14 protein-coding genes and 1 riboswitch are annotated in these 13,209 nt (G+C 44.8%); of the genes, 2 read left to right on the top strand and 12 right to left on the bottom strand.

Features of this window, described 5'->3' with window-relative positions:
• Nucleotides 1-6: 6 nt before the first annotated feature.
• From ABID29_RS05255 to ABID29_RS05245, 3 genes are all read right to left on the bottom strand, one after another.
• Complete coding sequence (locus tag ABID29_RS05255; RefSeq protein ID WP_354364907.1) at nucleotides 7-645, bottom strand: GDSL-type esterase/lipase family protein; 639 nt, start codon at nucleotides 643-645, stop codon at nucleotides 7-9.
• Nucleotides 623-1,474 carry a Cof-type HAD-IIB family hydrolase gene (locus ABID29_RS05250; RefSeq protein ID WP_354364906.1) on the bottom strand — a complete coding sequence of 284 codons (852 nt, stop codon included), beginning with the start codon at nucleotides 1,472-1,474 and terminating at the stop codon, nucleotides 623-625. The genes ABID29_RS05255 and ABID29_RS05250 overlap by 23 nt, the downstream gene beginning before the upstream one ends.
• An 89-nt stretch (nucleotides 1,475-1,563) precedes the next feature.
• Complete coding sequence (locus ABID29_RS05245; RefSeq protein WP_354364905.1) at nucleotides 1,564-1,881, bottom strand: ribosomal maturation YjgA family protein; 318 nt, start codon at nucleotides 1,879-1,881, stop codon at nucleotides 1,564-1,566.
• A 234-nt stretch (nucleotides 1,882-2,115) separates the two neighbouring features.
• On the opposite strand from ABID29_RS05245, the gene ABID29_RS05240 reads away from it, so the two are divergent.
• Nucleotides 2,116-3,810 carry a M3 family oligoendopeptidase gene (locus tag ABID29_RS05240; RefSeq protein WP_354364904.1) on the top strand — a complete coding sequence of 565 codons (1,695 nt, stop codon included), beginning with the start codon at nucleotides 2,116-2,118 and terminating at the stop codon, nucleotides 3,808-3,810.
• Nucleotides 3,811-4,527: 717 nt separating this feature from the next.
• On the opposite strand, the gene pflA is transcribed toward ABID29_RS05240, so the two are convergent.
• Both pflA and ABID29_RS05230 read right to left on the bottom strand, forming a co-directional pair.
• On the bottom strand, nucleotides 4,528-5,322 hold the full coding sequence (gene pflA / locus ABID29_RS05235) for a pyruvate formate-lyase-activating protein (protein WP_168548563.1): 795 nt from the start codon (nucleotides 5,320-5,322) through the stop codon (nucleotides 4,528-4,530).
• A gap of 72 nt (nucleotides 5,323-5,394) precedes the next feature.
• The gene (locus tag ABID29_RS05230; protein ID WP_354364903.1) at nucleotides 5,395-6,729 is read right to left on the bottom strand and encodes a hemolysin family protein; all 1,335 of its coding nucleotides are present in this window, start codon (nucleotides 6,727-6,729) and stop codon (nucleotides 5,395-5,397) included.
• Nucleotides 6,730-7,198: 469 nt separating this feature from the next.
• Here ABID29_RS05230 and ABID29_RS05225 point away from each other — a divergent pair, with 469 nt between their 5' ends.
• Nucleotides 7,199-8,005: an ABC transporter ATP-binding protein gene (locus tag ABID29_RS05225; RefSeq protein WP_354364902.1), complete on the top strand. Its 807-nt coding sequence runs from the start codon at nucleotides 7,199-7,201 to the stop codon at nucleotides 8,003-8,005.
• A gap of 320 nt (nucleotides 8,006-8,325) precedes the next feature.
• On the opposite strand, the gene ABID29_RS05220 is transcribed toward ABID29_RS05225, so the two are convergent.
• The 7 genes from ABID29_RS05220 to ABID29_RS05190 form a co-directional block, all read right to left on the bottom strand.
• Nucleotides 8,326-8,874 (bottom strand): tRNA (mnm(5)s(2)U34)-methyltransferase, encoded by a 549-nt coding sequence (locus ABID29_RS05220; RefSeq protein WP_354364901.1) that lies wholly within the window; start codon nucleotides 8,872-8,874, stop codon nucleotides 8,326-8,328.
• Complete coding sequence (locus ABID29_RS05215; RefSeq protein ID WP_354364900.1) at nucleotides 8,871-9,524, bottom strand: YdcF family protein; 654 nt, start codon at nucleotides 9,522-9,524, stop codon at nucleotides 8,871-8,873. Before ABID29_RS05215 ends, ABID29_RS05220 begins: the two co-directional genes overlap by 4 nt.
• A 3-nt stretch (nucleotides 9,525-9,527) precedes the next feature.
• A complete protein-coding gene (locus tag ABID29_RS05210) occupies nucleotides 9,528-9,977 on the bottom strand; it encodes a deoxycytidylate deaminase (protein ID WP_354364899.1) in 450 nt (149 codons plus the stop codon).
• Between the two features lie 71 nt (nucleotides 9,978-10,048).
• Nucleotides 10,049-10,483, bottom strand: coding sequence for a GNAT family N-acetyltransferase (locus tag ABID29_RS05205; protein WP_354364897.1), 435 nt, complete (start codon nucleotides 10,481-10,483; stop codon nucleotides 10,049-10,051).
• Between the two features lie 5 nt (nucleotides 10,484-10,488).
• Complete coding sequence (locus ABID29_RS05200; protein ID WP_354364896.1) at nucleotides 10,489-11,145, bottom strand: phosphatase PAP2 family protein; 657 nt, start codon at nucleotides 11,143-11,145, stop codon at nucleotides 10,489-10,491.
• Nucleotides 11,135-11,698, bottom strand: a complete 564-nt coding sequence (locus ABID29_RS05195) for an ECF transporter S component (RefSeq protein ID WP_354364895.1) — start codon at nucleotides 11,696-11,698, stop codon at nucleotides 11,135-11,137. The genes ABID29_RS05200 and ABID29_RS05195 overlap by 11 nt, the downstream gene beginning before the upstream one ends.
• 151 nt (nucleotides 11,699-11,849) lie before the next feature.
• Nucleotides 11,850-12,056: riboswitch (FMN riboswitch) on the bottom strand.
• A gap of 55 nt (nucleotides 12,057-12,111) precedes the next feature.
• Complete coding sequence (locus ABID29_RS05190; RefSeq protein ID WP_354364935.1) at nucleotides 12,112-12,840, bottom strand: CPBP family intramembrane glutamic endopeptidase; 729 nt, start codon at nucleotides 12,838-12,840, stop codon at nucleotides 12,112-12,114.
• Nucleotides 12,841-13,209 lie beyond the last annotated feature (369 nt).

The following is a 13,209-nucleotide window of genomic DNA, read 5'->3' as shown; positions in this document are numbered from 1 at the left end:
CCACTCCTAAGCCCCTAATATTTCCCCAAAAGTCTCCAGCACCACTTGATAACCTGCCATGGTGAGATGGACACCATCTCTAGTATAGTCGGGATTGAGGGTTTGGTCTGGCATGGCCAGTTGGCTGTTCATGTCAATATAGGTGATACCTGTCAGGTTACGAAGGTAAAGATTAGCTACCTCAATCTCGTCTCTCAAGTCAGGCCCCCACTGAGTAGAATCTTGTCTCGGATAAAGACTTTGGAGGTAGATGTCGCAGGTTGGCAGTTCTGCCTGAATGCTGTCGATCAGCTCTCTGATTGCCTCAGCCAGGCTTTCTGGGGCCATGCCAAACATGAGGTCATTGGTCCCGATCAGGAGAACCAGATGACTTGGTTTTAAGTCCAAAATCAAAGTCTCTACATGCTCTCGTAAAAAAGCGATGCCGATTCCTCGAATGCCCCGATTGTAGAGCGGTAGCTCCGTCTGCAACTTGCCATGAGGCAAAAATTCTGTGAGAGAATCCCCTGCCAGAACAATACCTCCTGCCTGAACCGCTCTGTTACGTTCCTGGTATTTGACTAACAAGGCTTCCTGCTGCTCAGCTAAGGTCAGTTGGCGAAAGGCCAACTCCTCAGCCTGGCTAAATAACTTCCCCTCCGTCATCGTGAATCTCTCCTTTTAAGAATTGCTCAATAATCGTTAGCACACCATGCTCGTCATGGTTTGGTGCCACATGCTTAGCTGCCGCCTTGACGAAGTCTGGCGCATTGTCCATGGCATAACTGTATTGAGCTAATTGTAACATTTCATAGTCGTTTCCGCCATCCCCAAAGGCCATGACCTCGCTGGCGGCGACGCCCCAGCGTGACAACAACTGCTCCAAGCCCCAAGCCTTATGAATCCCTTTGGGCATAATGTCAACGGCTCCATATCCGCTAGTGGTCGCAATTAAATTGCCGGAAAAATGATGGTTGAAATCTGTCATGATGGCGTCACACTCTGCCTCTGGCAAAATCATGCCAAGCTTCATAATGGTGCTCTCTGGGAGCTGGGCAAAGTCATCAATCTTTCGGATGCGGGACTGAAAAAGAGCCATCTGCTCAGGAGCAATTCGGCTAAAGGCATCAACCCCAAATTGGTCGCTGACCATGTAAATGGCATCCTCGTAGGTAACCGTGATCCGGTAGTCCTCCCACTTGTCCCTAAAGTAATCCAGAAAAGCCAGGGAATCACTATGGGCAATCATTTTATGGGCAATGACTTCATTCTGGTCAAGCACGTAGGCACCATTTTCGGCGACATAGGAAATGCGGTCCGTAAACCCATCAAAAATCATCTCAATCCGGTTCATGCTATTGCCTGTTGCAGCCACAAATCGAATGCCTCGACGGTCTAGTTCATCGAGCACCTTGACAAATCGCTCACGATCAATATTTCCTGACGCGTCCAACAATGTCCCATCTAAATCGCTTGCGATTACTTTTATTGCCATTTCCTTCTCCTCCTAACACACAAGACTCACCCTTATAGGATACAGGACTTTCCATTAAAAATCTTGTGCCATTCTTCTAAAAACTAGTACTATTCTCTGGTTTTAAGGGCAATTATTCGATCATCACAAACAAAGATGGTAACCAAGCCCAGGCTGTAGGCTAGCAGATCTCGCCATAAAAAACCTTGTCCCAGAAAGAGGTGGCCCAAGGGAGTCTGCCAAATAGCGACCAACCAATTCCATTGGAGCAGTTGGCTAAACTCCACCAAAAAACTGGTCAAAAGGGCCAGAAGAAACCTCCTGCCAGTCGGCCAATCAGGACACAAGGTACTGTATCCCAGATAAACCGCCACCACCCACAAACCATCTCCTACTTCTAGAGGCAAAAAAGCCATTCGACGGGACATAACCCCAGACCAATTACCATCAATAGAAGCAAACCATAACTAAATCCATGTTTCCAGTTAGTCATCATGGCTAATATTATAGCAGGAGTTCGCAAAAAATGATAGGTTAAAGGTTGCCAAGAAAGCCAATTGCCTTGGTAAATACTGCTAAAGCCCTCACTCTTTTCATGAACGCTATTTGCAAATTATACCAAAAAAGGGTAAAATGTTAGCAAATACTGCAAAGGAGTACTTATGACTTTTAAAGAATACACGTATAGTCGCCCAGACTATCCTGCCCTAAAAAAGCAATTAACCGATCTGACGGAACAATTAAGAAGCGCTGAAACAGCTGAACGAGCTCTAGATGTGGTAAAGGAAATCACTGCGATCGCCTTCACCATTGAAACCCAACAAACACTTTGGAGCATTCGTCACTCAATTGATATGAAGGACCCCTTCTACAACGATGAGACTGCTTTTTGGAACGAATACGCCCCCCTCTTTAAGGAACTGACAACTGATTATTACCGTGCTGCTCTAGATAGTCCGTTTCGGAAAGATTTGGGTGAGTTTTTACCAGAAACCTTCTTCTTGATGGCTGAAAACCAGCTCCAAACCTTCTCTGCGGAAGCGATTCCCCTCTTCCAAAAGGAAAATGAATTGGTCGACCAGTACAATAACCTGATGGCTACTGCCCAGATGGATTTCCGTGGCCAGACCTATAACCTATCTCAGATGGGGCCATTTGCCCAAGACACTGACCGTAAGACCCGTCAGGAAGCTTCCGAAACTATTACCAGCTTTTTTGAAAAGCACGAAGATGAATTTGACCGCATCTACGACGAGTTGGTTAAGGTGCGTCATGATATTGCGACCACCCTTGGTTTCAAGGACTACGTTGACTACGGTTACAAGATGATGAACCGCTTTGACTACAACCGTGATATGGTGACCACCTACCGAGAAGAAATTTTGAAACATGTGGTTCCAGTCGTTAACCAACTGCGCGCCTACCAAGCAGACCGTATCAAGATTCCTGAACTCAAACACTACGACTTAAGCTTAGAATATTTAGATGGCAATGCCACTCCAAAAGGGCGTCCAGAGGACTTGGTCGCTACGGCTCAGGCCATGTACCGCGAATTGTCTCCTGAAACAGGTGAATTCTTTGATTATATGGTCGAAAATGACCTTTTAGACCTCCTTGCTAAGGATGGTAAGGATACTGGCGGCTATTGTACCTATATCCCAGACTATAAGAGTCCCTTTATCTTTGCGAACTTCAATGGTACCAGCGCAGATATCGATGTCTTGACTCACGAGGCTGGCCATGCCTTCCAGGTCTACCAGTCCCGTTGGATCCCTACACCTGAAAACATTTGGCCGACTTATGAGAGCTGTGAAATCCACTCCATGTCCATGGAATTCATCACTTGGCCATGGATGGAGCGTTTCTTCCAGGAGGATGTCGCCAAGTATAAATTCAGCCACCTAGCTGGAGCACTCTTCTTCCTCCCTTATGGCGTTTTAGTTGACCACTTCCAGCATGAGGTCTATGAAAACCCTACTATGACCCCTGCTGAGCGTAAAGCAACCTGGCGCCGTCTGGAGAAACGCTACTTGCCTAGCAAGGACTACGCAGACTCAGTCGCTCTGGAACGCGGGATTTTCTGGTTCCGTCAGGGCCACATCTTCGCCAGTCCCTTCTACTACATCGACTATACCCTGGCCCAGGTCTGCGCTCTCCAATTTTGGAAACGTACGCAAGTGGATCATGATGCGTCTGCTTGGCAAGACTACTTGCGAATCTGTCAAATCGGTGGAACCAAATCCTTCCTCCAAATCGTGGCAGCCGCCAACCTGCGTTCGCCTTTTGAAGAAGGCGCCCTCGAAGAAACCCTCTCAACAGTGGCCGACTACCTCCATGAGATGGCGAAAGCTTTTTAAAAGCTATTCAATCAATGGCTACCTGGTCATAAACCCGATGATTAGCTACTTGAACATAGTCAAATAACCTCATAGCCCTACCAAGAATAACATCTTGGTTGGGGCTATGAGGTTACACTAAACTAGACAGAAGAATAAAGTGTTCTACACTAAATCAACAAGACGCTAATTTCTTTGCAGTCATTGTATCCTAAACTCCTGTTGTAAGAAACGGGATTGGACAAAGTTCCAGTTATAGCAAAAGACCTAGAATCGTATTATCAAAAACGTTTCTTCTAGGTCTTTTTAGAATAATATTTTTCAAAACTAGGACTATGGTTTAATACTCTTTCAAAATCAAAATTAGATAGAATGAGTGATGGGCATATGTCCCCGTTACGTACCTTGGATATCATAGGTACCTTTTCGGTTCAATGCGACATGTGAAAAAGCAACTTGTGTATATTTATTTTAGCACCAATCGGGTATCAGCTTAAATCATCTAATTTTGATTTTAATTCAGTATAACTCTTTTCCCAGATTCATCTTTAAGGAATCCTGTTAGCAAACTTTACAGAAGACGTCCAATCTGTTTAATATTCCTGCAAGCTAAAGCAATGGTAGCAGTTGGTTGCGCGAAACTAAAGAGTTCAGATACATTGCCACAGCACCAAAACTGGTAATGAATGAGAACTTATCTGGATTTTGACTTTTCCAAAGCATCTTCTCAAAAGCTAACTACCCCCTGACCCGATCCAGGTACTCGGTGTAGGTCTCCGTCTGCATGAGGGTTTTGGCATTTTGGACACGGTCCTTGGTCGGTGGCTTGACCCCTTCAAGCGGGTACTTGATGCCCAGCTCTCGCCACTTGAATTCACCCATGGTGTGGTAAGGCAAGACTTCAAAGCGCTCAACATTGGTCAAATTTTCCTTGACAAAGTCTCCAAGACCCTTGAGGTCGTCGTCCCGATCCGTCAAACCTGGCACCAAAACATGGCGAATCCAGACGGGTTTTCCAATCTTTGAGAGATAACGGGCACAGGCAAGGATCGTTTCATTGGTATGGCCTGTCACCACCTTGTGCTGGGCTGGGTTAATTTCTTTGATGTCCAAGAGCACAAGATCCGTCACAGCCATGAGACGGTCATACTTTTCTAGGTATTCTGGTGTATCGCTAAAGGTCAGAGCACAGGTATCCAAGGTCGTGTGAATCCCTTTTTCCTTAGCCAGGGTAAAGAGAGCTGTCACAAAATCAATCTGCAGGGTTGCCTCACCACCTGAAACAGTAATCCCCCCATCAGCTCCCCAAAAACCGCGATAGCGCAAGGCTTCTTGGAGAACATCGGCTGCTGTCCGCTCCTTAGCCTTGTCATTTTTCATGGCCCAGGTGTCAGGATTATGGCAGTATTGGCAACGCATCTTACAGCCCTGCATAAAGACGATAAACCGAATTCCTGGTCCGTCCACAGAGCCAAAACTCTCTGTTGAATGCACTAAACCTTTGACCTGAGCGTAATCGATTGTTGCTTCCATACCCCATCCCTCTTGCAAACGTTTTATTTGCTTTCATTATATCATTTTCAAGCAAAAAAGACTAGTTTTTTTCTAGTCTTTTTCGTCTTCCGTTTCAAGATCAGTGATGACCAGTCTCAGCTTGGTCACACGACCATCTTTCACCTTGTCATTTGTCAAGATGAGGTGCTTGTGGTGATTGTCCAACTCAATGCTCTCGCGACTGTTTTGATCTGGAATCGAACTCATCCCTGTCAGATAGAAACCAGCAATGGTGTCAACATCTTCGCTTTCCAGTTCTGTATCAAAATATTCGTTAAAATCATTGAGGGTCATCGTGCCTTCAACGATATAGGTGTTTTCACCAATTTCTCGAACTTCCTGCTCGGAGCGATCTGTTTCATCGTAGATTTCCCCAACAATCTCCTCTAAAAGGTCTTCTAGCGTCACCAGACCAGCCACGCCACCGTATTCATCTAAAAGGATAGCCATCTGCTTCTGGTTGGTTCGAAATTCTCGCAACAAATCATCTACATAGATCGTCTCTGGAACAAAGAGGGGTTCTTGAAGGAGCTTGCGCAAATTAATTTGGCCAAAGCCCTGCTCATAGGCTGCCGATAAAAGGGTCTTGGTGTGGATGATTCCGATGATCTTATCCTTATCGTCATCATAAACCGGCACACGAGAATAGATTTGCTTGAGAATATCTCGAATGATATCTTGAGTATCATCGTTAATATCAACCATGAAAGCATCTGTCCGGTGTACCATGACCTCACGCGCCACCAGTTCATCCAGGGAGAAAATTCCCTGTAGCATCTCGATTTCTTCAGCCTCCAAAGTCTGCTCAGAATTGGTCAGCATGTAAGCAATCTCATCTCGGGTCATATTTTCATCCGCATCGTCCAATTTCATCGGAGTGATACGACTCAGTAAATTGGTCGAAACCGATAAGAGCCAAACGAAGGGCGAAACCAATTTCCCAAAAAAGAGAATAATCGGAGCCGAGATCACGGCTAGATTTTCCTTCAAATTGAGCGCAATTCGCTTAGGGTAAAGTTCCCCAAAAACGATGGAAATATAAGTCAAAAGAGCCAAAGCTGCCACTTGTGCTAACACTCTCATACTCTCGCTACCACCAAACAAGGCAACAAACTTTGAAGCCAGGGTATCCGTCAAGCTCGCCCCTGTCAAGAGGGAGATGATCGTAATCCCAACCTGAATCGTTGACAGAAAATTATCTGGCTTTTCCAAGACCTTGAGCAGGCGGACATACTTTTTCTCACCTTCTTCTGCTTTTTGTTTGACACGGCTACGGTTGAGCGAAACCAAGGCCATCTCAGAAGCTGAGAAAAAGGCATTTAAAAGGGTTAATAAGAACAAGAGTAAAAATTGCAACACAATCGACTGACTGCCGGGGTCTTCCATGGAAGTAATCTCCTTATATGTAAAATCAATGCTACCATTATAACATACTTTTTAGGTTTTGCCTAATGCAATAGCGTTCCCACACGACAGAGGCACAATTAGCCTCTTATCCATTTTTGATACCTTTCTATAGAAATAACAAACCAGGGTACGCGCAAGCTATTTTGGAAAAAACGAAGGCGTTACAGGTAATCCTTATCTTTAACCTTTAGAGATGGTCGTCCACAAGACTTGAAAGCGACAAAAGCCACTAACCATTGAAAGAGAGTCTGGTAGCCTCTTGTTTTCCTGTCTCGTCTAACTGCGACTAGTCTCAGACTGCGTCCCTTCAATTGCCACTTTCAAGCTTCAAAAAAAGAAAACCTCTCGCGAAACTTTTCTCTCAGTTTCAGCACTTTCAGCTGTCAAATAGCCTTTTGTTTGATATAATCAATTAGCAAAGAAACAACCGATTGCGAGGAAAATGACCATGGATTCCATTATTTTATGCCAAGCTGTCAGCCTGAAAAAGCAAGGCAAGTATTTACTGAAAACCTTAGACTGGGAAGTCAAGCCTGGTCAGCACTGGGCCATTCTAGGTTTAAATGGGGCTGGAAAATCAAGTCTGCTCAGAATGCTAACAGGAGAATTCTGGCCTAGTCAAGGGACAATCACTGTCCTAGGCCATCGTTTTGGAAAGACCGATATGACTAGCTTGCGCCAAAAAATTGGCTTAGTCAGCTCCTTTATTGCAGAGCGTATTCCCAGCGATATGCTCGCTGAACAGGTTGTTTTAACAGGAAAATACAAGTCTTCCATCCTCTACAAGGCCTATGATCAAGCAGAGCTAGACCAAGCCTGTGATATGCTGACCTTTCTCAAGGCTAGTCATCTGATCGGACGCCACTACAAGAGTCTCTCTCAAGGGGAAAAACAAATCCTGCTCGTCGCCCGCAGTTTGATGGAGAAGCCTCAGCTTCTTATTTTAGATGAAGCCACTTCTGGTTTGGACCTTCTGGCAAGGGAAACCTTCTTGAGTCAGATCGAGCAAATCGCTAAACTTCCTCAAGCCCCGACCATTCTTTACGTGACCCACCACGCAGAGGAAATCACGGCCTCCATCAGCCATATCCTCCTGCTTAAAAAAGGGGAAATCGTCGCACAAGGGGCCAAAGAGCTGGTCTTTCAGGAAAAGATTCTCAGAGATTTCTATGAGCAGGCCGTTCAACTGATAGGAATTGGACAGGAAAGGCTCTTTATCCAACCGCTTCTAAAAGATAATGAAAAAGAGCTTTGACAGATAAACACTCAATGCTCTCAGTCTTATTTTTTCTCCCGCCTCTTAAAAGACGGGAGAGTTTTCATTTTCAAAGGTCCTAATGAGAGGAAGTAATCCTTAACTGCTCTAACTAAGCCACCCTGAACCGAATCATCTGATCGAGTTGGTGCATTTCTATTTAGTCGCTCCATAACAAAGCCATAGCTCACAGAATCATTTTGTGGAACTTTATCATTTCACAGGGGAATCAAGAAATCTAAAAAGAGAAAGAGATGACGGCGTAAAACCATCTGCCTATCTCTTGGTTACTGCAGAATCCTCGTTCAAATCTGTACCCCTTATTTTAATTTCTCCAACATGACTAGAAAAGGTGGTGTATTAACCTGATTAAGCGGCTGGTAGAGCATGGCTGTAAACTGGGTTTGATCAAGGTCTTTGACAAAGGCCAGCACCGCATCCTTCTCCATATCACCACCCGCATGGCCGTAATAAATCATCACCGCAACGCGCCCTCCCACTTCTAGCCTTTCCAAAATTTTTTCCAAAGCTAAGAGAGTTGTGTCTGGCTTGGTGATGACCGTCTTGTCTGCACTCGGAAGGTAGCCCAGGTTGAAAATAGCTGCCCGAATGGGCTCCTGAACGTACTGATCCACTGTTTCATGACCTGCTAAGACCAACTCAGCATTGTCCAATCCTAGACCAGTTAGACGCTCTTGTGTCTTTACCAGAGCTTGTTCTTGGATATCAAAAGCATAGACCTTTTTCGCCAACTGGGCTAAAAAGGCCGTGTCATTGCCATTGCCCATGGTTGCATCAATAGCGACAGCCTCTTTATCTAACACTTCTGCCAAAAACTCATGTGACAGATGAATGGGACGCTTGATCATTGCTCCTCCTTTTCTGTAGGCAAGTCCAAGGGCAGTATATCCCCCTTCTTTCCATAGTAGATGATCCGCAAATACTCTCCCCAAATCCTGGATCGCCCAATATCGGTTTCCATCCAAGTCTCCCAAGACAGCACATGACCTTGGTAACTAGCGTCAAAGGTATAGGGCACATAGGTCAGGTGTTCCGGCAAATGCTTGGCCAGCGTCCGCCCTTGTCTGCCTGTCACGTGGCTCTTGCAGACAAACATCAGGGACTTGATCTGGGAAAAGTCAACTATTTCCTTAGCAAACAAAACATTTTCCAAGGTGTTGGTCGAGCGATTTTCCAAAACAATGACCTCTTCAGGAATCCCGGCTGCCAACAGGTATTCTTTGATCACATCCGCTTCTGGCTCTTTCCCGTGAGTCCAGTCAGGATTGGGGGTTCCTGTTGGGGAGACACCACCTGTGAGAATAATCTTCCGGACCAATCCTTTCTGATAGGCCTCTATAGCCTTCTCCCAATGGCCTGGGTGGGTGCCACCGAAAACAAAGAGCGCATCGCAGGCTTGAACAGGAACCTTGTCACCAAAAGTCACCTCCGTTAAGAAAGTAATGTCTTCCTCCGACAGTGCCGGAACCTCAGGGGTTTTGGGAATAATCGGCTCCATCTGTCAGTCCTCTCCTAAAGTTAGACAGGGAATGTCATGCTGGACCAATTCCACCCCTTTTGCTGCAATCAATTCTAAAGCAAAGCCATGCTTGCGATAAGCTTCTTTATAAGTGATCTTTTTGATTCCAGCCTGCAAAAGCGCCTTGGTACAGTTCAAACAAGGAAAATGAGTCACATAAATCTCCGTTCCATCTGTTGATATTCCTTCCTTAGCACACTGGATCAAGGCGTTCATTTCAGCATGAACCGTACGAATACAATGACCATCTTCCATATAATGGCCAACTTCTGAACAATTATCCGTCGCAGCAACCCCTCCATTATAACCGGTCGCAATGATCCTATTATCCTTGACCAAGACTGCACCAACAAAGGCCCGATCACAGGTTGAACGCTTTGAAATCAGCTCAGCATTGGCCATAAAATAATCCTGCCAAGATAACCTCTCCATAACTGACTCCTTCTTCATTTTTTATGCCCCTATCATACCATAAAAGCCCGCTCTTTACTAGCGGGCTCGTCTCATCTCTGCTTCAACACCATATCCAGATGGGGAATATCATCTTCCAAGTAAATGTCTGAAACAGGTTCAAAATCAAAGCTTGCATAAAAGTTCTGGAGATAGGCTTGGGCCTGAGCATGCAGGTCCTGACTACCAAACAGGTTTTTAGCTTCTGAAATGGCTTGAACCACCAAATCCCGACCAAGGCCTCGACCACGCGCAGTCTTGCCAACAACTACCCGTCCCAGATGGATACCGTCCTCTCTAGGAATCAAGCGGTAATAAGCTAAAAGCTGATCATCCTCCCAAAACATACCGTGCCAGCTGATCAGATCCGCCTCATCAACCTCCTGATAGGCACAAGCCTGTTCAACCACAAAGACCTCTACCCTGAGCCTGTAAATAGCATGGAGTTCTTTGGACGTCAAATCTTCAAAACGTTTCATTTGCCACATTTGAATCACCTCTGTTTGCTGGTAAAACGCCACTCAAAGCGCTTTTGATCATAAAATGGAAATAGTATCAGAGTCACTGCCACAGACAAGAGCCAGCCAGCTAGGATATCACTAGGATAGTGTACCCCTAGATAGATGCGTGAAATACCCGTCACTAGAGCGAGTAAAAGAAGCACGGCTTGCAAGACCTGCCTCAACCAGACCCGATTTAGCCGCTGTTGTAAAATAATGGCCAACGTGATTGCCACAGTCAAGCTAGAAGCTGCGTGCCAACTAGGAAAAGAGGCTCCGATAGGATCCTCAATCAAATAGGCCAAGGACGGCCTCGGGCGATTGTAGACCAGCTTTAACAGAGTGGATAAGAGTCCTAGAATGACTAAATTCCCTAGTAAGAAAGCTCCTTCTGCCTTCCACCTCTTTTGATAATAGAAATACGACGCGAGAACAGCCGTATAGAGCAGAATCACTGGGCTGTTTGCTAAAATGGTCACCTTCCGATAAAAATGTGTCAAGTGATCTGGCAAAGTTCCTCGTAATCCGTTTTGAAAGTCGACATCTAAAAATGCAAGCTGATCCGGGTAGAACTTGACCGCGTAGCCCAAGATGACAAAGAACAAAAGGGCAAAAGAGCCCCAAGTGAGATAAGTTTGTTTATTTTTCATATGTTTTTAATAAAGATCCAATCAGGTTATAAACCCCAAAGAAGGCAAGGCAGGTCAGCACCCCTTGCAAAAGGTTGAAGGGAACCACCATAGCAAATAGGTAATTGGACAATCCTAGAATAGCCTTAATGTCAAAATTCGCAAACGTTGCATAGACAGGCACGGCATAAACATAGTTAGCCAGTAACATTGCTAGTGTCATCGCTAGAGTCGCGACAACTGATGCAATGATGTAGGACTTGAGGCTAGGATTTTTCTTCCAAATCCAAGCAAAACTCAAAACGATAACTGCTAAGGCTAAGATATTCATCGGCATGCCGATATAGGTCGTTACCCCAGCACTATTTAAAATCAACTTCAGTGCTGACCGCAACAGTAAGATAGTCAAACTCGCTTTCCAATCTAAGACAACCAAGCCGACCAAGATTGGTAAAATCGAAAAATCCATTTGCAAAAAATCCGCTGCCGGTATAAGGGGCACCTGGAAAAACATCAGCAAAAAGGAAAGCGCTGAGAGAATGGCAATAATGGCCATTTTATGTGTACGTGTCATTCAAGTTTCCTCCAATTTCTAAAAATCGAAAGAAGCCTCGAAGGCAACATCGCCCTATCATTGTCCGTCTGTTCTAAACAGCTTCTCCGTAAAATAGCAGAGCTATCAATCCAAAAAGCTACTAGAAAGCACTCTAGTCAAGGCCATTCGCCTCCGTCTTCTCCCATCCAGACTCTACTGTCGGTTGTGGAATCACACCACATCAGCTTGCGCTCGCGGACTTCTTTTAGGTGAGACTATTGTGGCTAAAGCATTCAAGATACTGCTCAAAGGATATTGAGACAAACCAAATGCCACCTAATAGAATCCCAAAAAAGTCACCGCCGGTCGGGAATTTCACCCTGCCCTGAAGACCCCTTAATCATATCAAAAAAATGCCCAAGCCGCAAGAATTTGGGCTAGGCATTCCTTTATTAAAAGAGGCTGAGTAAACCAACTCCGATCAAATCTCCAAACGAATGAGCAATGAAGAATGGTACCAGATTTTTCTTCTTCATCCGAGTGTAGAGGAAGTAGAAGATTGGGCCTAATAAGAAACCAATTGCTAAAGCAGAAACATTTCCTTGGTAAGTATGGAAAACGTAACGTACAAGCAAGGAATAGACAACAATAAGTTTACGGTGCTTAGGTTCCACACTCAAACAAATTCCCAAGAAGAAAATTTCCTCATAAAATCCATTCATTAAAGAGTAAATTAATAAGGATAAGTCAATATTAGAGATAGCCGCTACAAATGGGTGCATTGGCGCAATATCCTGGGAGACTGTTTCAAGTATAACCTCTCCAGCTGGAGGAAACATGGCATAAGCCACCATAAAGTACACATCAAAAATCAAAGACACTCCAGCAAAAATCACGACCCCTAGGCCAATGGCTTTAGGCGTAATCTTCATCGGCCAGCTGGAAAAATCGAAGCGGCGTAACCACAAATACAAAAAGGCAAGCAGTAAGAGAGTCCCCTGCCCAATGAGAGCTGCCCAATTCTGGTCAGTGGTGAATTCTACCATTTCAGCTACGTTTGTATTATCCAATGAAAAATAGAGCATCAATGAATCTAAAGTAGCTTTCCCAAATAAGATGATGCTTAGCACAACAACATCCCACCACTTCAAATACGTTAATTTTTCGTTTCTCCTAATCATGTCCAAGGTTATATTCCACCTTCCTTTCAAACACTTTTTCATTTGTTTCCGATAGACTTCGGACTGTCCTCATTATATCAAACGTTTGTCACCATCCCCTAAAGAGTATCTGTTTTTTATCTATGCTCTCCTTCATGCTTTAAGAAAAGTAGGAGACAACTAGCCTCTACAGTTGTCTTTCGAAGTCAAGCCTCTGGGGCCTAAAACTCTGATTGTCCTGCATCAAAGCGACAGAAAGAAAACAACGGTGTATGTTAAAACCGTGCTCTGGCTCTCCCATTTTTGAGCCAGGGCTCTGGCGATTCCTTTGAGGCAATCTCTTTTGCACTTTTCGGATATCACTGTAATCTATAGAACAGATTTTCGTCA

This window comes from Streptococcus rupicaprae, from assembly GCF_040545225.1.
Classification (GTDB): Bacteria; Bacillota; Bacilli; order Lactobacillales; family Streptococcaceae; genus Streptococcus; species Streptococcus rupicaprae.
The sequence above is the reverse complement of the archived record's forward strand: the minus strand, read 5'-3'. Positions and strand labels throughout refer to the sequence as shown.